This is a genomic window from Brevibacillus composti, assembly GCF_016406105.1.
Classification (GTDB): Bacteria; Bacillota; Bacilli; order Brevibacillales; family Brevibacillaceae; genus Brevibacillus; species Brevibacillus composti.
The window spans coordinates 748,952-772,810 of the sequence record NZ_CP066308.1; the positions used below are offsets into that span (position 1 = coordinate 748,952).

22 protein-coding genes and 2 pseudogenes are annotated in these 23,859 nt (G+C 51.3%); 10 read left to right on the top strand and 14 right to left on the bottom strand.

Annotated features, from left to right (window positions below):
• Positions 1 to 123: 123 nt before the first annotated feature.
• Positions 124 to 1,332 carry a M20 family metallopeptidase gene (locus tag JD108_RS03895; RefSeq protein WP_198829979.1) on the bottom strand — a complete coding sequence of 403 codons (1,209 nt, stop codon included), beginning with the start codon at positions 1,330 to 1,332 and terminating at the stop codon, positions 124 to 126.
• 248 nt (positions 1,333 to 1,580) lie between these two features.
• Here JD108_RS03895 and JD108_RS03900 point away from each other — a divergent pair, with 248 nt between their 5' ends.
• The 3 genes from JD108_RS03900 (at position 1,581) to JD108_RS03910 (ending at position 6,094) form a co-directional block, all read left to right on the top strand.
• Positions 1,581 to 3,140 carry an AbgT family transporter gene (locus JD108_RS03900; protein WP_323958400.1) on the top strand — a complete coding sequence of 520 codons (1,560 nt, stop codon included), beginning with the start codon at positions 1,581 to 1,583 and terminating at the stop codon, positions 3,138 to 3,140.
• 37 nt (positions 3,141 to 3,177) lie between these two features.
• Entirely contained in the window at positions 3,178 to 4,470 is a 1,293-nt protein-coding gene (locus JD108_RS03905; RefSeq protein ID WP_198828625.1) for a Zn-dependent hydrolase, read from the top strand.
• A 262-nt stretch (positions 4,471 to 4,732) separates the two neighbouring features.
• Positions 4,733 to 6,094 (top strand): glycoside hydrolase family 10-like protein, encoded by a 1,362-nt coding sequence (locus tag JD108_RS03910; RefSeq protein ID WP_198828626.1) that lies wholly within the window; start codon positions 4,733 to 4,735, stop codon positions 6,092 to 6,094.
• A gap of 80 nt (positions 6,095 to 6,174) precedes the next feature.
• Here the strand turns inward: JD108_RS03910 and JD108_RS03915 are convergent, their stop codons facing one another.
• The gene (locus JD108_RS03915; RefSeq protein WP_198828627.1) at positions 6,175 to 6,519 is read right to left on the bottom strand and encodes a GIY-YIG nuclease family protein; all 345 of its coding nucleotides are present in this window, start codon (positions 6,517 to 6,519) and stop codon (positions 6,175 to 6,177) included.
• A gap of 34 nt (positions 6,520 to 6,553) precedes the next feature.
• Positions 6,554 to 7,309, bottom strand: coding sequence for a DUF2087 domain-containing protein (locus tag JD108_RS03920; RefSeq protein WP_198828628.1), 756 nt, complete (start codon positions 7,307 to 7,309; stop codon positions 6,554 to 6,556).
• Positions 7,310 to 7,518: 209 nt separating this feature from the next.
• Between JD108_RS03920 and JD108_RS03925 the strand changes: the two genes are divergently transcribed.
• The 6 genes from JD108_RS03925 to purU all read left to right on the top strand — a co-directional run bounded on the left by JD108_RS03925 (position 7,519) and on the right by purU (position 13,243).
• Positions 7,519 to 8,187, top strand: a complete 669-nt coding sequence (locus tag JD108_RS03925; protein ID WP_228728298.1) for a CPBP family intramembrane glutamic endopeptidase — start codon at positions 7,519 to 7,521, stop codon at positions 8,185 to 8,187.
• A 163-nt stretch (positions 8,188 to 8,350) separates the two neighbouring features.
• Positions 8,351 to 9,541: an HlyD family secretion protein gene (locus JD108_RS03930; protein WP_198828629.1), complete on the top strand. Its 1,191-nt coding sequence runs from the start codon at positions 8,351 to 8,353 to the stop codon at positions 9,539 to 9,541.
• On the top strand, positions 9,538 to 10,311 hold the full coding sequence (locus JD108_RS03935) for an ABC transporter ATP-binding protein (protein ID WP_198828630.1): 774 nt from the start codon (positions 9,538 to 9,540) through the stop codon (positions 10,309 to 10,311). Before JD108_RS03930 ends, JD108_RS03935 begins: the two co-directional genes overlap by 4 nt.
• Complete coding sequence (locus tag JD108_RS03940; protein WP_198828631.1) at positions 10,308 to 11,447, top strand: ABC transporter permease; 1,140 nt, start codon at positions 10,308 to 10,310, stop codon at positions 11,445 to 11,447. Before JD108_RS03935 ends, JD108_RS03940 begins: the two co-directional genes overlap by 4 nt.
• Positions 11,448 to 11,497: 50 nt before the next feature.
• Entirely contained in the window at positions 11,498 to 12,205 is a 708-nt protein-coding gene (locus JD108_RS03945; protein WP_228728299.1) for a TetR/AcrR family transcriptional regulator, read from the top strand.
• Positions 12,206 to 12,343: 138 nt separating this feature from the next.
• A complete protein-coding gene (gene purU, locus JD108_RS03950) occupies positions 12,344 to 13,243 on the top strand; it encodes a formyltetrahydrofolate deformylase (RefSeq protein ID WP_198828632.1) in 900 nt (299 codons plus the stop codon).
• Between the two features lie 108 nt (positions 13,244 to 13,351).
• Here purU and JD108_RS03955 read toward each other — a convergent pair whose 3' ends face one another.
• On the bottom strand, positions 13,352 to 13,990 hold the full coding sequence (locus JD108_RS03955; protein WP_407649398.1) for a LysE family translocator: 639 nt from the start codon (positions 13,988 to 13,990) through the stop codon (positions 13,352 to 13,354).
• Between the two features lie 173 nt (positions 13,991 to 14,163).
• Positions 14,164 to 14,634, bottom strand: a complete 471-nt coding sequence (locus tag JD108_RS03960; protein WP_228728300.1) for a LysR family transcriptional regulator — start codon at positions 14,632 to 14,634, stop codon at positions 14,164 to 14,166.
• A gap of 117 nt (positions 14,635 to 14,751) precedes the next feature.
• Between JD108_RS03960 and JD108_RS03965 the strand changes: the two genes are divergently transcribed.
• Positions 14,752 to 15,840: an MFS transporter gene (locus JD108_RS03965; protein ID WP_198828634.1), complete on the top strand. Its 1,089-nt coding sequence runs from the start codon at positions 14,752 to 14,754 to the stop codon at positions 15,838 to 15,840.
• Here JD108_RS03965 and JD108_RS03970 read toward each other — a convergent pair.
• The 9 genes and pseudogenes from JD108_RS03970 to istA all read right to left on the bottom strand — a co-directional run bounded on the left by JD108_RS03970 (position 15,784) and on the right by istA (position 23,809).
• Positions 15,784 to 16,488 carry an alpha/beta hydrolase gene (locus tag JD108_RS03970; RefSeq protein ID WP_198828635.1) on the bottom strand — a complete coding sequence of 235 codons (705 nt, stop codon included), beginning with the start codon at positions 16,486 to 16,488 and terminating at the stop codon, positions 15,784 to 15,786. The genes JD108_RS03965 and JD108_RS03970 overlap by 57 nt on opposite strands.
• Positions 16,489 to 16,718: 230 nt before the next feature.
• Positions 16,719 to 17,375 (bottom strand): CoA transferase subunit B, encoded by a 657-nt coding sequence (locus JD108_RS03975; protein ID WP_198828636.1) that lies wholly within the window; start codon positions 17,373 to 17,375, stop codon positions 16,719 to 16,721.
• A 39-nt stretch (positions 17,376 to 17,414) separates the two neighbouring features.
• Positions 17,415 to 18,107, bottom strand: a complete 693-nt coding sequence (locus JD108_RS03980; RefSeq protein ID WP_198828637.1) for a CoA transferase subunit A — start codon at positions 18,105 to 18,107, stop codon at positions 17,415 to 17,417.
• A 265-nt stretch (positions 18,108 to 18,372) separates the two neighbouring features.
• Complete coding sequence (locus JD108_RS03985) at positions 18,373 to 19,713, bottom strand: ISL3 family transposase (protein ID WP_010728931.1); 1,341 nt, start codon at positions 19,711 to 19,713, stop codon at positions 18,373 to 18,375.
• A 140-nt stretch (positions 19,714 to 19,853) separates the two neighbouring features.
• On the bottom strand, positions 19,854 to 20,393 hold the full coding sequence (locus JD108_RS03990; RefSeq protein ID WP_010728930.1) for a GNAT family N-acetyltransferase: 540 nt from the start codon (positions 20,391 to 20,393) through the stop codon (positions 19,854 to 19,856).
• 5 nt (positions 20,394 to 20,398) lie between these two features.
• Positions 20,399 to 21,028 (bottom strand): TetR/AcrR family transcriptional regulator, encoded by a 630-nt coding sequence (locus JD108_RS03995; RefSeq protein WP_198828638.1) that lies wholly within the window; start codon positions 21,026 to 21,028, stop codon positions 20,399 to 20,401.
• Positions 21,029 to 21,228: 200 nt separating this feature from the next.
• Positions 21,229 to 21,459 (bottom strand): annotated as a pseudogene (locus JD108_RS04000) (ATP-binding protein); the annotation flags it as partial.
• 30 nt (positions 21,460 to 21,489) lie between these two features.
• Positions 21,490 to 22,256 (bottom strand): annotated as a pseudogene (gene istB, locus JD108_RS04005) (IS21-like element helper ATPase IstB).
• A gap of 2 nt (positions 22,257 to 22,258) precedes the next feature.
• Positions 22,259 to 23,809, bottom strand: coding sequence for an IS21 family transposase (gene istA, locus JD108_RS04010; RefSeq protein WP_144083832.1), 1,551 nt, complete (start codon positions 23,807 to 23,809; stop codon positions 22,259 to 22,261).
• Between the last annotated feature and the right edge of the window lie 50 nt (positions 23,810 to 23,859).

Below are 23,859 nucleotides of genomic sequence, written 5' to 3' on the forward strand. Positions count from 1 at the left end.
TTGAGGAAGTCTTTTATGCCTCTCGAAACTTCAGGACACGTGACACCATCGTGTACATAAAAATTCCTGTGTGAATAAAAAATAACCCTAATCTTTCGAAGATTAGAGTTATTTTATCCTATCCTAAACGGAGGTAGCAATCGTTTTCTCGGCTTCGTCCGTTTGCAAATAATTGAAGGCTGCCGTAATGAGCACTTTAGCTGCGATCAGCATGGCCTGTTCATCGATATCGAATCTGGGATGGTGGTGAGGGAAGCAGGCTCCTTTTTCGGGATTGCCGGCACCCGTAAAAAAGAAGGTGCCAGGAACCTTTTGCAAATAATAGGCAAAGTCTTCTCCGCCCATAATCGGATCCATCTCCTTCACGTTTTCGACCGGGATGACCTGAGCGGCGCTTTTTACGAGCAGTGCCGTTTCCTCCGGATGATTGCATACGGCCGGATACCCTTTTTCATAGGTAAGCTCATAGCTGGCACCGGCACCCTCGCAAGCGGCCTTTGTGATCCTTTCCATTTCCTGTATAATCAAATCCTGAACCTCGGGATCAAAGGTTCGCACGGTGCCGATGATGGTTGCCGAATCGGCAATGACATTAAATGCTTCCCCGGCGCGGAAAGAAGCTACCGTGACTACAGCAGGCTTTAACGGGTTCACACGGCGGCTGACAATCTGCTGGAGGTTTTGGACCAAAGCAGTACCGACCACAATGGAATCGATGGTCTCATGCGGAGCAGCACCATGTCCGCCTTTCCCTTTCAATTCGATCGTAAACTTATCGGCCGCAGCCATGACGGGGCCAGTCCGGTAGCCGATTTCCCCGACAGGGATAGAGGACCACAGATGTGTGCCGAAGATCGCGTCCACTCCATCCAGGCAGCCATCTTCCATCATCGGAAGGGCCCCTCCGGGAGCGATCTCTTCTGCGAACTGGTGGATCAGGACGACATTCCCCTGAAGCTGGTCCCTGTTTTCGACGAGAACTTTCGCGACGGCGAGAAGAGTAGCCGTATGCGCATCATGACCGCAAGCATGCATTACGCCTGGAACTTGTGATTTGTATTCTACTTCTTTTTCGTCCTGGATCGCGAGGGCATCAAAATCGGCGCGAAGGGCAACTGTTTTTCCGGGTTTTCCCCCGCGAATAATGCCGACGACGCCTCTGCCTCCGACACCGCTGCGAACTTCGATGCCGAGTCGGGTGAGGTACTCTGCGATGGTTGCCGGCGTTTTTTCTTCCATAAAAGATAGTTCGGGGTTCATATGAAAATGTCTGCGCAATTTGACCATTTCCGGAAATAACTCAGTTAAACGGCGGTACATCGATTCAAGCATCATCTTCTCCCCTTTTCGTATTTACAGAATAATTATACAATGAACCACAAGAAGATCTATGTGATCAGAAACAATTTATTTCTCGCATATTTGTTATTTTGAACAAAAAACTATAATTTGTTTTAAAATTTATTGAGTAACACAAAATGATTTCACGTTTTTTTGGATGTTTGCACATAGAATCTCCTGACTGTCAAACTATAATAAGAGTTAGAAAATTTATAAAAAACAAAAAAGGGGGATTGCATATGTCTTTGGCAAAAAATGAGGACATGTCGCCAAAGGATCTACGGCCGCTGGCTCCGGCAAAGAAAACGATGATGAACCGGATGCTGGATGTAGTTGAGCGTGTCGGAAACAAGCTTCCTGACCCAGTCACGCTATTTGTAATTTTTGCTGTAGTCGTCATCATCGCTTCTCATTTTGCTTCGTTAGCCGGAGTAGAAGTCATCCATCCTTCCACCAAGGAACCGGTCAAGGCGGTCAGCTTGCTCACTGCCCAAGGACTTCAAGATATCATGACCAAGATGGTCAAAAACTTCGCGGAGTTTCCGCCACTTGGCTTGGTGCTTGTCACGATGATTGGGGTTGGACTTGCGGAAGGCGTGGGATTAATCTCGGCTTTGCTTAAAAAAGTCGTTTTGGGCGCACCGAAGTCCATGATCACCGTATCCATTGTTGTCGCCGGTATTTTGGCGAATATGGCGGGAGATGCCGGATTTATTGTGCTGCCTCCCATTGCCGCACTAGTTTTCATGAGTGTGGGCAGGCATCCGATTGCCGGCATGGTAGCGGCATACGCGGCGGTTGCAGGGGGGTTCAGTGCGAACCTCATCGTAAATATGCTGGACGCATTGTTAGCCGGATTTACCGAGAAAGCAGCGCAAATCGTCGATCCCAACTTCGTTGCCAATCCGGCGATGAACTGGTACTTCCTGGCGGCCTCTTGCTTTTTAATTGTACCTTTGGCGGTCTGGATCACGGATAAGATTGTCGAGCCTCGGCTGCCTGAATACACGGGTCCTAAATTAAAAATGGACAAGCTGTCGGATACGGAAAATCGCGGATTGAAGTGGGCGGGAATCGCTGCGCTCGCATTCACTGCGCTTATCGCCATAACCATCGTGCCATCGGATGGACCGCTGCGCGGCGAAAACGGCGCGGTCATCATTTCGCCATTCATGAATTCTTTGGTTCCCATCATCATGGGCCTGTTCTTATTGCCGGCTATTGCTTACGGCATTGTGACCAAAGGGATCCGTTCCGACAAGGATGTTGCGGACGGTATGGGCAAGGCGATGAGCGCAATGGGGATGTATATCGTGCTTGCCTTCTTCGCGGCTCAATTCATTGCTTACTTTAACTGGAGCAATCTCGGGGTGATCATGGCCATATCCGGCGCCGAGTTCCTCAAAGGAATCGGCCTGACGGGGTTGCCTTTGCTCATCGGGTTTATTATCATCAGCGCGGGTTTGAACCTGTTTATCGGAAGCGCTTCAGCCAAATGGGCGATTCTAGGTCCGGTTTTCGTGCCGATGTTCATGCTGCTGGGGTATGATCCGGCATTTACGCAATTGGCATACCGAATTGGCGATTCGATCACCAATCCGATCACCCCTATGTTTGCCTATTTCGCTATCCTGCTGGCGCTGGCCAAAACCTACGATAAAAATCTGGGACTGGGTTCATTGATCGCGGTTATGCTTCCCTATACGCTCATCTTCGGTGTAGCCTGGATCTTGTTCTTCGTGGCTTGGTTTTTCCTGGGGCTGCCGCTCGGGCCGGGTGCTGGAATCTATTTGCCGTAAGACAGAATTGACAAAAGAGAAAAGGTTGGTGCAGAGAATGCAAGTGTTTTCTAAAGAAAGGCTGTTGCAGGATTTGCCCTCTTGTCCAAAAGTGGATGGAATCGATCCGATCGATGCCGCGGATCGTTTGGCCAAAATGGCAGCCATTGGTGTCACGCCAGAGGGCGGAATTACCCGCTACCCCTATACGGAGGAAGAAAAGCAAGTAAAGGAAGTTTTCAGAGGATGGATGGAGTCGATCGGCCTGGAAGTCTATGAGGACAGCATCGGAAATCTGTTCGGACGCTACCTTGGCGAAAAACCGGAACTTCCGATCGTCATGACCGGCTCCCATCTGGATACGGTCCCCAATGGCGGAGCTTTTGATGGGGCGCTTGGCTGCCTGAGCAGCCTGCTGGCCCTGGAAGCCTTGATCAAACAAGGAAAAAAGCCCAAGCGCACGATCGAGTTGGCCGTGTTTGTCGATGAAGAGGGATCGCGGTTCGAAAATGGCCTGTTTGGCAGCCGTGTCATGATGGGAGAAGTGACGGTTGAGCAGCTAGAAAACTTTTCAGACGCGGAGGGGATTACGCTCCCGGAAGCCATGATGGCCCAAGGGTATCAGCCGAATCAAATCGACCTGAGCAGGCGCCTTCCGGAAGACATTTTTGCCTTCCTGGAGCTTCATATCGAACAGGGGAAAATCTTGGAGAGCGAAGGGAAGCATATCGGGATCGTAAACGGCATTGCCGGACCCTCCTGGAGATCCTTCACCTTCCTGGGAAGCACCGATCACGCCGGGAATACCCCCATGCACCTGAGAAAAGACACGGTAGCCGCTGCGGCGGAATTCATCTCAGGCGTAGAAAAACTGCCCCGCACATTTAGCCCGACGGCTGTCGCTACGGTGGGAAAGGTGAACGTATTCCCGAACGGAACGAATGTGATCTCTGGGAAAACCGAGGTTGTGGTGGATGCGAGAGATATTGACGAAGCCTCGAGAGATCAGATGCTCGAAGCCATAACCAGCTTGGCCCAAGAGATTGCCCGCAACCGCGAAATGGAAGTGGAGATCGAAAAGGGAATCTCCATTCCCCCGGTGAAGGTGCCAGACTGGATCCAGAATAAAATTGCCCAAGCCGCGGAGCGACACGGGCTCTCCACCCGCACGCTGCCAAGCGGCGCTGGTCATGACGCGATGATCGTCGGAAAGTATGTGCCGTCCGGGATGATCTTTGTTCCAAGCCATCAGGGGAAAAGCCATTCTCCCGAGGAATGGACCTCGCTTCCGGATTGCATGAATGGAATCCAAGTCCTGATCGACACTTTGTTTGAATTGGCCAATGACTAAAAAAGAGTAGAGCGGTTCCTTTCGGAGTCGCTCTATTTTTCGTACGTCCAGGTATTGTCTATCTGTTCTCGCAATCCGCGGGCAGAGAAAACGAACGCAAGCGGGTGGTTCCTTTTACCTGATTATGGGGTCGCGGCTCTTTTTTCTGTCAAAGGAAAGCAACAAAATTTCCCCCGATGCGTCTACTAGATTGAGAGAGAAAACAGAAAAGTAGGCAACGTTCGTATTGGGGAATTTTTTTGTCTGTAAGGAGGATTCAAACTTGAAGAAACATCGCTTTCTCATGGGTCTGTTCGTGCTGCTGCTCGGCTTGCAGTCCGTTACGGCGGCGGCAGCTTCGCCGCAGCCGGGGATATTCGCCGCCTTTTCGGGTTCGGCAAACGGCAAGCTGCTGATGTCTGCCGCGCCGCCACCGGACATCGTGGGCAATGCCGGAGTGACCGCACCGCCTGCTGCCATCCATCCCGGAAGCAGCTCTGCCGGTCAGACGAACACGGCGCCGATCACCCAGGTACAAGAGCAGCAGGAAATGCGTGCGGCATGGGTAAGCACGGTGTACAACATCGACTGGCCGTCGAAAGCCGGGCTCACTGTGGAGCAGCAAAAGGCGGAATACATACGCATGCTGGACGAGCTGAAGGCGACCGGAATGAATGCCATTATCGTGCAGGTCAGACCGGAGTCGGACGCCATCTATCCGTCCAAGCTGGTTCCGTGGTCGAAATGGCTGACGGGTACCCAAGGGAAGCATCCGGGCTATGACCCGCTCGCTTTCATGATCGAAGAAACGCATAAGCGCGGCATGCAGTTCCACGCCTGGTTCAATCCGTTTCGGGCCAGCACGACGGCAGCCAAGGAAAAGCTGGTGCCGCAGCATCCGGCCCGCGTGCATCCAAACTGGGTGGTCACCCATAACAATCTTTTGATCTACAATCCGGGTCTGCCCGAAGTGAGACAGCACATCATCGCCAGCATCATGGAAGTCGTTAACAACTACGACGTGGATGGCGTGCATCTGGACGACTATTTTTATCCGTACGGCAAACAGGATTTCAAGGATGACGCGACCTATGCCGCCTATAACCAGGGGCGCTTTGCCAACAAGGGCGACTGGCGCCGCGACAACGTCAACAACTTTGTCCGTGACCTCTATCAATCGATCAAAGCGGCCAAGCCGCAAGTAGAATTCGGGATCAGCCCGTTCGGTATCTGGCGCAATGCCAAGGATGATCCGTCCGGCTCCGATACCAACGGCCAAAGCTCTTACGACAATCTGTACGCAGATGTGCGCACGTGGATCCGGAACGGTTGGCTCGACTACGTGGCCCCGCAGCTCTATTGGAGCATCGGCTTCAAGCCGGCCTCCTACGACAAGCTGGTACAATGGTGGTCGAACGAAACGAACGGGACAAATGTGAAGCTGTACATCGGCCAGGGAGCATACAAGGTCGGCACCAACACGACCGACTGGGCATCCAGCCAGGCGATTATCCAACAGCTCCAATTCAACAAATCGTTCCCGCAGGTGCAGGGCAGCATCTTCTTTAGCGCCAAAACGCTGATGCAGGATACCGCCGGGATCAAATCCAGCCTGAAGCAATACTATTCGGGAATGAGCCAATAGACAGAAACGCTCAAAAAAGAAAGCCCTCCGCAGGTCCATGCGAAAAAAAGCATGGCGGGAGAGGCTTTCTTTTTTCCTGCTTATGAGTGGTAGCCGTGCTCTCCATAGGGCTGGAGCTGCTGCAGCCATTTTTCCTCCAGCTTTTTCAACTCGTCGGCCTCGTCGAAATAACCGGTCTCTTTCTTTTCCAGCACCTCCAACACTTCAAAAACAAAGGCGTCCTCGCCGTACTCCTGCCACTCTGCTTGCAGCTGCTTGTTGGGGTGGCTGCCCATTTTCAGCTGAAATTGCTTGCCGTTGATCGTTTTGAGATTACGGGTGCTGTCGATCCACACCTTCTGATTGATCGTATTTTTAATCTGGTAGACGCCGGCTTCTACTTTCATCTCTTTGTATTGCTGTTTTAGTACTGCTTTTCGGTTCATGTGTCGCTGCCGTCCTTTCTATGGTTGTGCCCATTTATTTTTTCAGCCAATACTGGCTGCCGTCCGCCTTGCGGTCGAGGAAGCCGTATTCGATCAGATAGCGTCTGACGGTGACGTGATCATCGTAGACAGCCTTCAGGATCTCGTTTACTTCTTTTTCGGTATAGAGGCGCTCGCTGTCAAAGCGCTTGGCGATCTCCCGCAGGACGACCACCCGCTGCTTTTCCTTCAGCGAAAAGGTCTTCAGCGGGCCGTCTGTGCCCTGGGGAAAGTATTTTTGCAAGATGCGCCGGCTTTCTTCCTCCGTCACATTGTAGCGGTCATCCACCATCCTGGCGGTCTGATGGAGGGGAAGAAAGGCGGGAGCGTGCTTGTCTCTTTCCTTTAACAGCTCCATCAGCGTGAGAAACACCTTCGCTTGCCGCTCTTTTTCCTTCAGCACGAACCGGTGATTGCGGATCGTGGAGGCGCTGCCGATGCCCAGCTCCTTCTGGACCTCCGTATCGCTTTTTCCCTGGTAGAAAAGATGAAGCAGACTGCTTTGATGTTCGGTCAGACCGGTGAACTTCTTGTCCATCTGGATCAGGTAGTCAAAGACGGAGTGGTGGGCCTGCTCGATATGCCGGCGGATATAGCGTTCCGCCTCGTACAGTACGCCGTCCTCGGGATAGATGATTCCTTGTTCGTAAGTCTTGCCGCAGAGCAGGCAGAGATAATGATCGCCGCCGTGGACATACCCGCGCTTCAACTCTTCTACAGAAGCGTTCCAAAACCGTTCGGATACTGTCATGAGATAAACACTTCCTCAATTCTGTTTTTGTTATTATAGACACATTAACAAAATGTCTATTATTTGTCGAGGGGCACTTCCCGTTTTTGCGGAAAAATGAGATCGGGGGAGAGGTACCATCGATAATTGGTACTAGGTACGGGCCAGCAGCAGGGATAAAATGGACGAAGCAATACCTAAGACAAATGATGAGAATGGATGGGATGGGGATGAAGCTGAAGCTGTTGCTCTTGTTGGGCGGGCCTACAATCATGATTCTGATCGGCCTGCAGGGATTGGGCAGTGTCCCGGTCACTTTTGTCCTGTTTTACGGTTGGCTGCTCGCCGTTCCCCTGTGGGACATGCTGGCGCGGCGAAGATACAGCCTGTCCGAGATGCGCAGAGAGCTCGGGCTGCAGGGAAGCGGGAAAAATATCGTCTATGGGGTGCTCACAGGGGGAGTGTTCTGGGGAACGATCTTTCTCGCGGGGGCCCTGTTTCATCCCTATCTGTTTGAGAGAAGCCTGCTTCAGGAACGGCTGGCGAGCTGGAATTTTACCGGCGATCACTTGATTTGGCTGGTGTTGGTCCTCTTGGTCGTAAACCCTTGTCTGGAGGAGCTGTACTGGAGAGGGTATATCTTTCAACAGCTGCGGAAGCGGCAATCACCTGGCAGGGTGATCCTGATGACATCTTGTTTCTACAGCCTGTATCATTTCCTCTCGGTGATTCCTCTGTTTGCCTGGCCGTATGGCGTCTTCATGGTACTGCCAGTATTCGCGGCGGGGCTGATCTGGGGATACATGCGGGCGAAGGGCACATCCATCGTCGGGGGAGTGGTCAGTCACATACTGGCGGATGCCGGTATCATGAGCGTCTATCTCGTATTTTTGGCATGAGGGGAAAGTGCTTTACAGGATGAGCCGAATGCCATTATAATGCAGGTAAATACGAAAGTGAGTAATCACTCGCTTTTTCCGGAATGAGGCTTCTTGGGGAAAGGGAGTGATTTTTTTGCCCGCCCATGCCAGTGAGCACTCACTTTTATGATGAGGTGATCCTATGTATCGCGCACGTATTGTACCAGTATTTGCTTTTCTCCTCTTCTTTCTATCCGGTTGTTCGCTGTTGCAGACGGCCGGGCACCCGCTCTCCGGCACGATCGAAGCGGAAGAGATTCCGGTTGTCGCAGAGGTGGGCGGGCGAATCGAACACGTCGCAGCCGAGGAGGGGCAGCATGTCAAAAAAGGGCAGCTGCTGGCCGCCATCGACAAACGCACCTACGAGGCAGCCGTTCGCGAAGCCGAAGCGGTGAAAGCCCAAGCGCAAGCCAAACGGGATGAAGCCAAGGCGGGCAGTCGAGATCCGTCGATCCAAAAAGGGATTGCTGCGGTCCAGCAGGCGGATGGAGCGATCAGGCTCCAGGATGCCCGGGTCAAACAAGCCCAGGCTGCGCTCAGTCAGAGTGAGGAGCAGACAGCCCAGGTGGAAAGCCAGTGGGAGGGCGCCAAACAAACGCTGGCCTATCACGAAAAGCGGCTGGCCGAGACGGCCGCCCTGTACGAGCGAGGCGCGCTTTCCCAAAAGGACTACGAAGCCCAGCAGGAAGCGGTCAATCAGGCAAAGACGCAGGCAAACCAACTGGCCGCGCAGGTGGAAGCCGCACGGGCTCGCGTCGATGCGGCCCGCCAGGAGATTGCGGTCGCCCTGGCCCAAAAGGGGACGGCCGAGGCCCAGCGTGCGGCCGCGATGGCCGACCTGGAGCTGTTGCGGGAAGGAAGCACAGACTATGCGATTCGCGCCCTGCTCGCGGCGGTGGAGCAGGCAGATGCCCGGCTCGATCTGGCCAAATGGCAGTTGGAAAAAACGGCGATCGCGGCGCCTGCGGACACGGTGGTGCTCCGTTCGTCCGTCGCGGAAGGAGAGGTAGCCAAACAGGGAGCCGTCTTGTTTACGCTGATGAAAGCCGATCACCTCAAGCTCAGGGTCTACATCCCGGAAGCGGAGCTGTCTTCCGTCCGGCTGGGCGATCGGGTGGAGATCAAGGTGGATGCCTATCCGGAGGAAGTCTTTTCGGGCCGGGTTCAAGCCATCGCCGACAAGGCTGAATTCACGCCGAAAAACGTCCAGACGCCAGACGAGCGGACCAAGCTGGTGTTTGCCGTCACGATCCGGATCACGGAGGGGCTGGATAAGCTGCGGCCCGGCATGCCGGCCGATGTCCGGCTGCTCGCGGAGGGGGAAGAGCGATGAGCGAAAAAGAGGCCATTCGCTGTGTCCAGCTCACCAAGCGCTTCCAGGAGCGGGTCGCTGTCAACAGTCTCACACTGTCTGTTCCCAAGGGCTCAATCTATGGCTTCCTCGGCCCCAATGGCTCCGGAAAATCGACGACCATCCGCATGCTCTGCGGCCTTTTGACCCCGACCTCGGGACAGGGGACGGTTCTGGGCTACGATGTGATGACCCAGAGCGAGGAGATCAAGCAGCGGATCGGGTATATGTCGCAAAAGTTCAGCCTGTACGAAGATTTGAGCGTGGAAGAAAATCTCGACTTTTACGCCGGGGTGTATCGGCTGGGACGGGAGGAGCGGAAGGAGCGCAAGGCAGAACTGATCGAGATGGCGGGACTGACCGGGCGGGAAAAGCAGCTCGCCGGCTCGCTCTCCGGCGGCTGGAAGCAGCGGCTGGCGCTCTCCTGCGCATTGCTGCATCGCCCCGAGGTCTTGATTTTGGATGAGCCGACAGCCGGGGTGGACCCGGTCTCCCGGCGCATTTTCTGGGATGTGATCCACGAGCTGGCCGGGCAGGGCATGACCGTGCTCGTCACGACGCACTATATGGACGAGGCGCAGACCTGCGACTGGATCGGCTTTATCTTTTTCGGAAATCTGCTCGTACAGGGCACGCCGCCTGCCTTGATCGCGCAGCATCAGGCGGCCGATCTGGAGGAGGTCTTTATCAAGCTGGTGCGAGAGGAAGAGCGCCGCAGCCTCCTTTCGGCGGAAAAGGGGGAGGGGAGATGAGGAGCTTTTCCTTGGCCCGCTACTGGTCCATCGTCAAAAAGGAAATCATCCAGATCAAGCGGGACCGTCCCAGCCTGGCGATCGCCCTGGCGATGCCGCTGATGATGCTCTTTTTATTCGGCTATGCGGTCAATACCGACGTCAGCGAGATCAAGACCGCCGTCTGGAACCAGAGCCCCTCCGCCTACAGCCGGGAGCTGGTCAGTCAACTGGAGAACACCCGCATCTTCCAGGTGATTGCCTATCCCGGCAGCTACAGCGAGCTGGAAGCCATGCTGGATGACGGGAGCGCCCGTGCCGCACTGGTCATTCCGCCCGACTATACACGGAAGCGGGATCGGCAGGAGAGGGCGGAAGTACAGCTGTTGATCGACGGCTCCGACCCCAATATCGCCCGCACTGCCTCGGCCAATGCGCAGCTGATCATCCAGAACAATTCGATGACGATTCTGGAGGAGCGGATGCAAAAGCAGGGGATGGGGCCGCTGGATCCGGCTGTCGAGCTGGACACCCGCGTCTTGTTCAATCCCAACATGGAGAGCATTGTGTTTAACATTCCGGGCCTGATCGGTCTGATCATGCAGAATGTGACGATGATCCTGACCGCCTTCTCCCTGGTGCGGGAAAAAGAGCGGGGTACCATGGAGCAGCTGATCGTCACGCCGATTCGTCCGCTGGAGCTCTTGCTGGGGAAAATTACGCCCTATGTCTTTATCGGCTTCTTCTCTTTTTGCCTCGTCCTGCTGCTTGGCAGCACGTGGTTCGGGGTGCCGGTGAAAGGGAGCGTCCCGCTGCTGGTGGCACTCTCCGTCCTCTTTTTGCTGACCACGCTGACGCTCGGCATCTTCATCTCCACGGTGGCCAAGACGCAGCTTCAGGCGATGCAGATCGCTTTCGCCTTTATCCTGCCCAGCGTCCTGCTCTCGGGATTTATGTTCCCGCGCGAGACCATGCCGGTCGTGATACAATGGTTAGGCGGGATTGTCCCGCTCACCTACTTTTTGGAAATTCTGCGGGGGATCTTTTTAAAAGGCGTCGGTCTCGAGGCCTTGTGGAGAGAGTCGATCGGGATGGTTCTCTTTTTCCTGCTGATTATCAGCGTAGCCATCCTGCGCTTCCGCAAAAAAATAGAATGACAGGCCCTCGCCGGGCAGTGTAATCAGAGAAGGATGGAGGAGCGTTGACGTTGGATAAAAGCAAATTTGACCTGGAGAAGAGTGGAAAGAGCAAGAATATCGAAGAAAGTCTGCTGCAATTCGTCGAAGAGCTGAAGGATGAGAGCGAGATGACGGAAAAGCAGCGTAGCATTATGCGGGCTTCGATCAAGCTGTTTGCGACCAAAGGCTTTCACGCCAGCTCTACGGCGGAAATCGCCAAGGAAGCCGGAGTGGCGGAGGGGACGATTTTTCGCCACTACAAATCGAAAAAAGACATCTTGCTGGCTGTCGTGGCTCCCGTCCTGGTCAAATTTGCCGCGCCGTTCATCCTCCGCGATATTCGCGAGATCTTCAACAGGGAGGCGGAGCTGTCCGTCGCGCAGATCGTGACGGAGCTGTACCGGAACCGCCTGGAGCTGATCGAAGCCAACGAGAAGCATGTCCGCATCCTGCTGCAGGAGGCCTTTTTCCACGACGAAATCCGCGAGGCCCTCTTGTCCACCGTCTTCCGGGAGACGCGGACGCTCGCCGACCAGCTGATCAACAGCCGAATCGAGGCCGGAGAATTGCGGCCGCTCCCCTCCGAGGCTGTATTTCGGGCGATTTTATCCTCTCTCATCGGTCTCGTGCTGTTTAAGCATGTGACGGACCGGGACGGTTTCGCCAAGCGAACGGAAGAGGAGCAGATCGCGATCACGGTGGATATTCTTTTGCACGGCATCGCCAATCGCCCGTAAGCTCGCAATCCTCTGCTTATGCTCCTCCGACATCATCAATCTTTGCTGCGCGATAAAAAAAGTTAGCTCGGAGTAAACAAAGAGGGACATGGTATAATGACAAAAACATCGCAACAAGCAGTTGGAGGAGTAGAAACCATGCATTTGTTATCAGAGAGAGAATGGCTGTCCTACCGGCAAAAGAACAAGGATCGGGCACGCATGCTGATCTCCTGTCCGGACCGGGCGGGAATCGTCGCCGCTGTCTCCCATTTCCTGTTTGAGCAGGGGGCCAATATCGTGCAGTCGGATCAGTACACGACGGATCCGGAGACGGGCCGCTTTTTCATGCGGATCGAATTCGATGTGGTGAATCTTGCCGACCGCTATGAGCGGATCAAGGAGTCTTTCGAACCGATCGCAGCCAGCTATTCCATGGAGTGGTCGCTGGTGGAGGCGAACCGCCGCAAAAAGATGGCCATCTTTGTGTCCAAGGAAGACCATTGCTTGCTGGAGCTTCTGTGGCTCTGGAAGTCGGGGGCGCTCCACGCGGATATCGAAGTCGTCATCAGCAATCACCCGGATATGCGGGAGACGGTGGAGTCGTTTGGCATCCCGTACCGTCATATCCCGGTGACCAAAGAGCGAAAAGCGGAAGCGGAAGAGGAGCAGCTGGCAGCCGTGCCGCAGGGCGTGGATTTGCTCGTGCTGGCTCGCTACATGCAAATCCTGTCCCCCCGCTTTTTGCAGGAGTACCCGATGCAAATCATCAATATCCACCACTCGTTCCTGCCCGCCTTCATCGGCGCCAAGCCCTACGAACAGGCGTATCGGCGCGGGGTGAAGCTGATCGGCGCGACAGCTCACTACGTGACGGAGGAGCTGGATGCGGGGCCGATCATCGAGCAGGATGTGCAGCGCGTGACCCATCAGGAGGATGTGGAGACGCTCAAGCAGCTGGGCCGCCAAGTCGAGCGGACCGTACTGGCACGTGCCGTCGGCTGGCATCTGGAGGATCGCGTCCTGGTGTACGGCAACAAAACCATCGTGTTTCCATAAGAGATGTTTCGCTGGCGGCAAAAAACCTCCGGCCCCTCATACAGGGGGTGCGGAGGTTTTGCTATGGTACGCGGCATTCTGGGCGAAAGGGGAAGACCGGCTTTTTGGCTAGGGCTGTTTTTCCAAAGCCAGCTTCACGCCGAAGCCGAGCAGGGCGATTCCCGTCATGCCCTGAATGACTCGCTGGGTGGACGGTTTTTTCATCCAGGCGCGAATCCAGTTGATGAAGTGGACGTAAAAGAAAAACCAGATCACGGTCAGGACGGTATAGGTCAGACCCAGGGCGAGGAATTGCCAGAAAGTCGCTTCCCCCGGTTTGACGAATTGGGGCAGGAACGTCAGGAAAAAGACGGCTACCTTGGGATTGAGCAGATTGGTCAAAAAGCCTTGCAAGAAATGCGATTTATGCTTGTAGCTGGAAGTAGGGGCCTCATCCTGTGCGTCTGGTTTTTTCCGCATCGACCACAGGGCGCTGATCCCGAGGTAGATGAGGTAAAGGGCGCCGACGTATTTAAAGATCGAGAACAGAAAAGCGGATTTCACCAGGATGGAAGACAGGCCGAGGGTGACGGCCAGGGTGTGGATCATCAGTCCGGTGGCACCCCCCAGTACGGTTTTGAACCCGCCCTTTTTTCCGGCCGCGAGCGTATTTTGTGTCGCCAGTCCCGTGTCAGGCCCCGGCAGAATGATGAGCAAGACCGACATCAAAATGAAAACGGATGCATTTTGCATAGGAACCTCCCGCATGTGTGACTTCTAGTGACTTCTGGCGTTATCATAACACGACAAAGCACCTGTGTTCCATCTATTCTGAATGATCAAACAGAGGTGGGTTTCGGTCAAAAATCTGGCGGAGAAACTGTGCGGCTACCGGACTGGGCTCGCCGTCCCCAAACCGGGTGCAGATGTACACGGGACGTCTAATCTCGACGCCTGTGACGCGGACGCGCGCGATCTCGCCCCGGTCCACCAAATCGCTGACGGCGGGCTTCGGGGCCAGCTGCGGAGTTGCCCGTGAGGATCTCCACGTCTACCTGCTCATGGCGGCGCTTGAAAGCGGCGATCCAGGAGGGCACCAGATAGTGGGCGGGCAGATAGGTCGACGCCAATCGGAGCCGGCCGCATCTGCCTGCCTTGACCTCTACCCACTCCCGCTCCAGTTCCCTCTCCCATTCAAAGATGCGGCGCGCTTTGGCAAAGAGAAATTGTCCCTCCGCCGTCAGGGCAATCCCTCTGCCTTTCGCTTGCAGCAGCGGTCTGCCCAGTTCCGCCTCCAGCTTGCGGATTTGTGCGGAAACCGCCGGCTGGCTGATCGACAGCGAGGCCGCCGCATCCGTAACGCTCCCTTTGGCCGCGACTTCGACGAAGATGCGCAGGGCATGAAGATTCATCCCATTCTCTCCTCACTCATAAGAATTCGTTATGAATACCCCCAAAAGATGTATTGGAAGGATCGGCTTCTCCCTCGTAGTCTAATAGACAAGATAGTGGATGCATAGGGGGAGGACATGAAACATTTGCCAGAGCGGCCAAACGGAAAAAAAGAAGTAATCATGCTGGCGGCTGTGACGGCGCTCTGCATGCTGGGAGATTCGATGCTGTACGTGGTCCTCCCTCTGTACTGGCGGGAGGCGGGCCTCAGCTCTCTGTGGGAGGTCGGTGTGCTGCTCTCTGTCAACCGGTTGGTGCGGGTACCCTTGAATCCCCTGGTAAACCTGTGGTACATGCGCTCCGGCGGACGCTCGGGGCTGATTGCGGCTGTCCTGCTGGCATGTGTCAGTACCGCTTCGTACGCGCTTGAGGGATTTTGGCTGTGGCTGGCCATGCGCTGTGCGTGGGGGCTGGCTTGGACTTTTTTGCGCCTGGGAGCGTTCTCGCTGATTGTGGAAGTCTCGGATGACAGCAACAGAGGTCAGTTGATGGGATTGTACAACGGCATCTTCCGCCTGGGAAGCCTCATCGGCATGATGCTGGGTGCCGTGCTCGCGGCCTGGGGAGGGCTGCAGGGGGCCGCGCTGGTCTTTGCCTTTGCCTCGCTGCTTGCTCTCTTTCCCGTGCTGTTTTCGATTCGGCCGCATTTTATTGGCCGGCCGCACGGAGGGTCTGCGGAGGATGACGGGGGAGAGGGGCGCTGCCATAATCTGCGGAATCGTCAGTGGCGTGCGCGATTGGGGAAGATCATTTTCTGGCGCAGCCGCTCGGCGGAATGGCGCATTTGGAGAAACGGCTGGGTCCGGACGATGCTGGCTGGATGGCTTGTGGCGATGTGCTTTCAGGGGATGTTTGCCGCTTCTCTCAGCCGGGTGATCGAGGAGTTTCATCCCGTTATGCTGGTAGGGGGATTGGTGCTAGGGCCGGCCGTGATTGCCGGCATCGTACAGGGGGTGCGCTGGCTGTGGGAGCCGTGGGCGGCCCCCTGGTTCGGCACTCTGTCGGACCGCTGGGGGAGAAACAGACTGTTTGTGCTGACGATGGCGGCTTTTTGGACGGATGAGCGGCACGGCTTGTCAACGCTGTATGTCGGGATCGCGCTGGTGCTCTCACTCGTCACGGCCGGTTGGGCTCTCGGACAACGTCATGTCGCGGATCGCAGCTAGGATAAGGGCGATGGCTGCATCCCGATCCGGGTCGCGAAAAATCATGTGGCCGGAATGCTCAAACCAGGCGATTTTCGGTGCTGCTTCCGGCGCTGCGCTGGCAGCGAGCAGCTCGGCGCTGCGGGCCTGAACGGTGTCGTCCCGGCGAGATTGCAGGAGGAGGTAAGGGAGGGAGACGCGCGGTATCAGCTGCTTTGTCTCCTGCAGCAGCTTGCGAAATTGCAGCATGCTGACGATCGGGATCGTCGTCAGTCCCTTTACGTAGCGGCGGGAGTGCACCGCAAAATCGCCGCGCAAATTATGGACCGCCTGTCGAATATCCCAGTAGGCATAGGGGGTGTTGACGGTGATCAAGAGGCGGGCAGGATAGCGGGTGACCAGATGGATGGCCAGCAGGCCGCCCATGGAAAAGCCGATGACGATGATGTCGTCCGCCCGCATGGACAGCCGTTTGTAGGCTTCGTCCGCGGAGCGAAGCCAGTCCTGCCGCGTACTGGCGGCGAGGCCCGAGCGGCCGCGGCCATGTCCTTCCAGCGTCGGGCACTCTACGGGGTAGCCTTCTGCCTGGAGAGCTTTGGCGAGCGGCAGCACATCGCCGATATCTCCGGCAAATCCGTGCAGGACGAGACAACCGACGGTAGGTTTCACGGGCATGCTCCTTTCGCTTCATGCGAATCGTTCGTGGCGGTGACGCGGATTTTCTCCGCCTGTTCTTTCTTCATCATATCCTTTCGTTGTTTATTTTAAAGTGTAGAAGCTGCATTTTGAAGGAGAGGGAGTCAAAAAAAAGCTGCCTGCAATCGTGATAGGGGCTTTGTTGACTGCTTCCGTTTGCAGAAAAAAAGGAACCGCCAGGAAGGGTCCCGGCGGTCTTTGGTTTACACCTGAATGGTTTTCAATTCGCTGGAGACGAGCAGCTTGGGCTCTGTGCAAGCCTGGATGTCTTCGGCCGTGTAGCCTTCCGCTACTTCGACCAACAGCAGTCCTTCCGGCGTTACATCCAGCACGGCCCGGTCGGTGATGATCCGGTTGACGACGCCTTTTCCGGTCAGCGGCAGCGCGCATTCGTTGAGAATTTTGGGCTCGCCGTGCTTGTTCACATGGTCCATGATGACGACGATCTTTTTCGCGCCGTGGACGAGGTCCATGGCACCGCCCATGCCTTTGACCATTTTGCCGGGGATCATCCAGTTGGCGAGATCACCAGCGGCGGAGACCTCCATCGCCCCGAGAATGGCCAGGTCGATGTGGCCGCCGCGGATCATCGCAAACGACTCGGCGCTGGAGAAGTAGGCGGCTCCCGGGATGGCGGTCACCGTCTCTTTGCCGGCATTGATCAGGTCGGGGTCCAATTCGTCTTCAGTCGGGTAGGGGCCGATGCCCAGAAGTCCGTTTTCCGACTGCAGCACGACCGTCATTCCCTCCGGAATATAGTTGGCTACCAAGGTTGGCATGCCGATGCCCAAATTGACATAAAAACCGTCCTGCAGCTCCTGGGCAGCACGCATTGCAATCTGTTCACGCGTAAGGGACATAGCGTTGTCCTCCTTCTTCACATACTGAAATGCTTTTGCTTATTTTCGCACGGTTTTCCGCTCGATCCGCTTTTCAAAAGAGGGGGCTTGAATCAAGCGCTGCACGTAGATGCTCGGGGTATGGATCTGATCGGGATCGAGCTCGCCCGTTTCCACGATTTCTTCCACTTCCACGATCGTGACCTTGCCGGCGGCAGCCATCATCGGGTTGAAGTTGCGCGCGGTTTTGCGGAAGACGAGGTTGCCCATCTTGTCTGCTTTCCACGCTTTGATCAGGGCAAAATCCCCTGTGATGCCGTACTCCAGCAGGTACTCCTTGCCGTGGAAAGAACGGGTCTCCCTTCCTTCGGCGATCGGCGTACCTACGCCGGCTGGCGTGTAGAAGGCGGGGATTCCGGCTCCGCCTGCACGAATGCGCTCCGCCAGTGTGCCTTGCGGCGTGAGTTCGACTTCCAGTTCGCCGGAGAGGAATTGACGTTCGAATTCCTTGTTTTCACCGACGTACGAGGATACCATTTTCTTGATCTGTTTTTCCCGGAGCAAAAGTCCGAGGCCCCAATCGTCTACGCCGCAGTTGTTGGAGACGACTGTCAGGTCCTTTACACCCTTGTCGCGCAGGGCGATGATCAGGTTTTCGGGGATGCCGACCAGACCAAAACCGCCGACCAACAGGGTGGCTCCGTCGTGGATATCAGCCACGATGTCCGTATAGGACGTGTAGATTTTTGCCATGAAGCTCACTCCCACTGAAAAATTTTTTGCATGAAAAGGAAAAACGTCGAAAGGGAAAGCCCTTTGTGTTGTGAGGAGTTGACGTTTTTCGTCAATAGCTGCACCTGAAAGCGTTGTCAAAAAGCGGACTGCTTTGCTGCACAGCTGCTTCTCGTGACGAAATAGCAGAAGGATTTCCACTTTTCTCTATCATAGCAGGAAGAGTTACAAACGAGTGACATAAGCAGCAAAAAGGGGGTAATCGGATAATAGTGTGGAAAGAGGATTAAAAAGAACCCTCCTCCATCACCTTAGTCAGTGTGGAAAAATCAGCACCAAAAATTTCTTCATACACCCATTCATAACCAGTTTGTGACCAACCTGGGAATTGATCAGGTAACATTTTTCCAAAAGTAACTTCAACTTCTTTGAACTTCTTTTTCTTTCTAACTTTACGATAGCCTTGAGTAAATAAAATCTTTGCTCTAAGGGCTTCAAAAGAGTAACCACGTCCAACATGGTTCATTGTCTTAATTAATCGATTAAGGGATTCTGTATAAGCGTTTGTAATGGGGGAATTGAAATAGTTGAATATTTCTTCTTCCCAATTATTCATGGCCTTAAACAGATCCTCAAAATAAGTTATCAGTTCTTTAGGTACATTTGAAACCCAATTTTGATAGAGTTTATAGGCATCGTTAATTGATTCTGCTTCATAGATGTCAAAGAATTGCTCTTTAAGTTCATAAGCCTGTCCGAGTAATGGAAAGTTTTGAGTCCATACCTGTAGCTTTATTTGGTCATCAAAGTCTGTTAAGTCTTTACTCCTTGTAAGAAGGACATAACGATCTCTCATAAGTTGTCTACGTTCTTTGGCTGTAACATTTTGACGGTTAGCTTTTCGGATTTTCTCTAAGGCTTCATTGGCTAATTTAACGACATGGAATTTATCAATTACAATTTTGGCATGTGGTATCATTGTGTTAACAGCACTCTTATAAGGATTCCACATATCCATTGCTATAAGTTCAATTTTATCAATATCTTGGAGCTTTGAAAGGTAACTTATAATAGTATCTTTATTACGTTTTCGTAATATGTCAATTACTGACTTGTTTTCTACATCAGTAATGACACAACGATAGTTTTTGAGTAAATGGACTTCATCAATACCAAGCCATTTAGGAGTTCTAAAATCAGTTTGAGCTTCCAGCTCATCAACGTAGTCATTAAAGATGTTTCGTACAGTTTTCTCATCAACGCCAATCTCTTCTGCAACACTGGTAAACGTCTTTTCAAGGCTTGCTTCTTGAATCCAATTAATTAGCCTATTAGTAACAGAACGATTGACAACCATATCTGGCAGATTTTCAAAGAATGTTTCATCACATTCCCTACATTTATATCGTTGGCGATTGACATAAATACCGACACGTTTTGCATGCATTGGTAAATCGAAAAATAACTGTTTCTTTTTACCATGCTTATATAAATTTGCAATAGTACCACACTTTGGACAGTAGGTGGAAGGCGGTAAAGTAGTCTCAACTAAGAATCTATAATCAGATTCGCTCTCATGCATATCAATAATTTTAAGGCTTGGTAGGTTAAGCATATTTTGTGTCATTTTTTCATTTTCCTTTTGCAACATTTTAGACAATAAACAAAAAGCATTACTTGATGATTAGAGTAATGCCTTTTTCTGTTAAGTATTCAATTTTTCGATCGCTGTCCTCACTATTATGGCGGGACAATTTTATATACTTTTTACTTGTTTCTCAAGTATTCATTTTGTAGAATTCCCATATGAATGATGTCATGCCATTCACCATTTCTAAATAGACTTTGTCTACTATTTCCTTCCTCCTGGAAACCAATTTTAGTGTACAAACGAATAGCTCTATCATTGAATGAAAATACTTTAAGGGAAACTCGATGGAGGTTCATTTCGTAAAAAACATAATCCAACAGTAATTTCAAACCCTCTGAACCATAGCCTTTTCCCCAATATTCCTTTTCCCCGATATCAATAATACATTCAGCATTTCTATTTTTATAATCTATGTTGATTAATGATACAATGCCAATTGGTATTTCTTTCCCTTTTTCAACCATGATATAGCTTTTGGCTGTAGGCGATCCCAAAATAACATGATCAACAAATTCTTTAGTTGCTTCCATCGGATAAACATCCAAAGATGGGTTGGTTGAATGCATAACTTCCAAATCATTTCGCCACTTGTTATAAAGTTCTGTATCTTCCTTTGTCATCTTTCTTAATCTCATTCTTGATGATTCAAACAACATAACAATCACTCCTCATTTGCAGATTTTGGATTAATTAATATTTCTAAAGTGAAAAGTAAAACAGATAATTGCTCCTTTACTTTTGTTTGTTCATGTCCCAGTTGAAACGTGTCTAACATCAAGCCGTCTATAAATGATACAAGATACCGTGCAATAGAACGAGTAGATTGTTGAGGTCTAAATTCTCCTTTACGTTTGCCTTCATTTAATACTTCTTCTATAGCTTCAATAATTCGATTGTAGCGTTCAGAAATGTAAGGAAAATTATCTTTATCATTTGCGTAATTAGATGACAAAAAGAATTCCGCTCTTGCATAGAGCAATGTTTGGTCAATTCTCTCAATATATAATCGCTGTTCTTCAACCCAGTTTTTTAATTGTAGCCATATTGAACCTTCATCAGACGACACAAAATATTGAATGTCTTTTTGGTCATCATATTTTAAGACTTCGAGAAAAACGTCCTCAATATTATCAAAGTAACTATATAATGCACCTCTTGAGATTCCAGCTTTGTCCATAATGTCTTGCATAGATGTGTGAACAAACCCTTTCTTAATAAAAACCTTCTTGGCTATTTCTACTAATTCTTTTTTTCTCTCCTTTTTATATTCTTCGCTAACTTTAGGTGCCATAAAGCCACCTCCATAATAATTGATAAGAGACACAACAATAAACTATACACTAATGTCGTTTTACAGTATAAATTATAACGACATTAGTGTATAGTTTCAAGAGTTGTGAATATTACTTTGTAAATAAGGTGGGGAATGTATTTGGCAAGTAGAAAATGTACCGTTTGGCAATTAAAAATGCACACTTGCCAACCAGGGTATCATCGATTCATCAGTGAATCCTTATGACGAAAACTATCACGATTAAAAACAATCAAATGCGAATAGTGAATGAGACGATCAATGAATGCTTCCGTCAGTATTGGATCGCCAAAAACGTGATTCCATTGGCCGAACTGTAAGTTCGTGGTTATGATGACACTACGCTTTTCATAACACAGATTGATCACTTGAAACAGTAATTCTGCTCCTTGCTTGTGAAGGGGTGTAACCGTCAAGTAGTTTTGAACACTTTTTGCTCATTAAGATTGAACACTTTTTTCTCCGAAAATAGAGCTCCTGTATTTGATTCTGTAGCTGTCTTCGTTTAGTTGGATCACTTCCACTCTGTGAAGCAATCGATCTAATATAGCCGTCGTAATTCCTTGATCACCTATTAATTCTCCCCACTGTTCGGGTCCTTTGTTGGATGTTAATATGATTGAACTTCGTTCATACAGGTTGTTTATGAGGTGGAAAAATAGGTTTGCCTCCCTTTGATCCATTGCCATATACATGAGATCATCAATAATGACCAAATCGGATTCGTTTATTCTTTTAAGCTGCGTTTGTGATTTTGTGAGGTACTCTTGGGTTTTCAATAGATGGATCAACTCTCCCATGGTTGAAAAGGTAACTTGAAAACCCTTTTGTATCGCTTCTAACCCAAGTCCAATTGCAATGTGGGTTTTGCCCACTCCTGGAGGACCAAGAAGGATCAGATTGTACTGTTGTTCTAGCCAATTCAGTTCCTTCAACTGTTTGATTTGGCGGGAACTGATTGACTTTTGCTCATCGATCTGAATTCTTCCAAGGTCTTTTGATAGGGAAACTTGGCCCATTTCAATCTCCTCTCCGCATTTTTTGCTTCTCTCCGTTTCAATTCATAGGTTAAGAGTTCTTCTAGAAATTCCTGATAGGTCCAAGAGAATTTTTCAGCTTTACGAAGGAATTCAGGCAGTTCATTGGCTGTCTCCGCCATCCGAAGATGGCGGAAGTAATTTTGCATGGTCTGTACGGTGCTGTTCAACGTCAAATGCCCCCTAGTATTTTTAAATATTTATCCATTTCCCTCGTTGGTGAAGTGGCTTGTAATGCGGAGAGGTTGCGGAAGTTGCTTGGTATTGCTTGATCGAAACGAGGTTCTGAGGAGGGCTTGGTATCTTTTAGTCGGGAAAGGTGCTGTGCAACATCCCGGAGGTCATTTGCACTCCATAAATGGTCTTTTACACATACATCCAAGGCTTCCTCAATATCAGGTTGGAAATGGGTGATGGCATATTGAACGATTTGCAAATGATCACGTACATACCTCGGATACCGAACGCTTATCTCATGAATAAACAGCATTGCTTTTTCTTGATCGTGAAATTGGCGGATAATGGTCTCCTTATAAGCATGAATCCCTTTAGATCGATCACGTGAGTGCTGTCTACTTTTTATAAGCTCTCCTTTTCCGTGGCAAAGCCGATGTCGTGCAAGAACTTCTCCTTGCGGAGTTGCTCTGACAATCAGTTCCTCTTCATGAATCTCGATAAATACTTGATTCTCTCCCCTTGGACGGTATGTCCCTAAAGGAAGGGAGTACCGATTGGATTTATATTTAATCACATTGTCCTTATGGACAGTTCTTGTTATACTGGATCCACGGTTGCTCTCGAAAGAGAGCAGGGGAGAGACTGGCTTCAAGTGTTGCTTTTCGAGGGCGTGCACTTCAACCGGTCTCTTTTTTGTTGTATGGTGCACATTGTAATTGCCTGTCCGTGATAGCCAGGCCAGAGACCGTTCGTTCCATGCATCGATATTGGAGAAAACCCTGTGTTTGGCAAAGTTTCTTTTCACGAATTTCACTACGTTTTCTATCTTGCCCTTACTTTGCGGATCTGCCTTGCGGCATAAATAAAGGCGAAATCCACGTTCTTGCTTATAAGACTGAAATTCACTCGTCAGGATAATGTCTCCTGCATTTTCACTTACGGTGATCAGGTGATCTTGGTCATAAACCAATTCCTCTGGCATTCCTCCGAAAAATACGAATGCGTTTTCATGGCATCTGATTGCATCCCTTGTGGTAAAGGGTCTGCTTTGCCACTCTACATACTTGAAACGGGAGTGGGAGAGAACAAAAGTGATGAAGTATAATCTCACGTCCTTTTTTTCCATATTTTTAACCGTGACTTCTCCCCAATCCACTTGAGCCTGTTGGCCCATTGGCAACTCGTCCACTGCTTCGTGATCACGAATATGTACAATTTTCGGAATATGGTATATTTCCCTTAGCTCACTAACATAGGATCGAACTGTGCTTCCTCCAATCTTAATGGAAGGATATTTCTCCTTTAACCAGTCCTCGACCTGAGAAGAAGACAGATCTGGATGTTCATGTAACCAACTGAGAATCCTATCCCGGTAGGGATTCAACTTTTTGCTTCTGTTACCAAGGGAATTGACCCAATCTGATGCCTCCTCAAAAGTCATATCTAGATATTTATAGACCGTGTTCCTCGACAGATCCAATTTCCTTGCGATGGCTGCCACCTTAAATCCTTGCTCTTTTAATTGATGAACCTGAAGATACAACAGTAATTTTTCCACCTTTCCCATCCCCCAGCCAAGCTATGTTGAACAAGTAA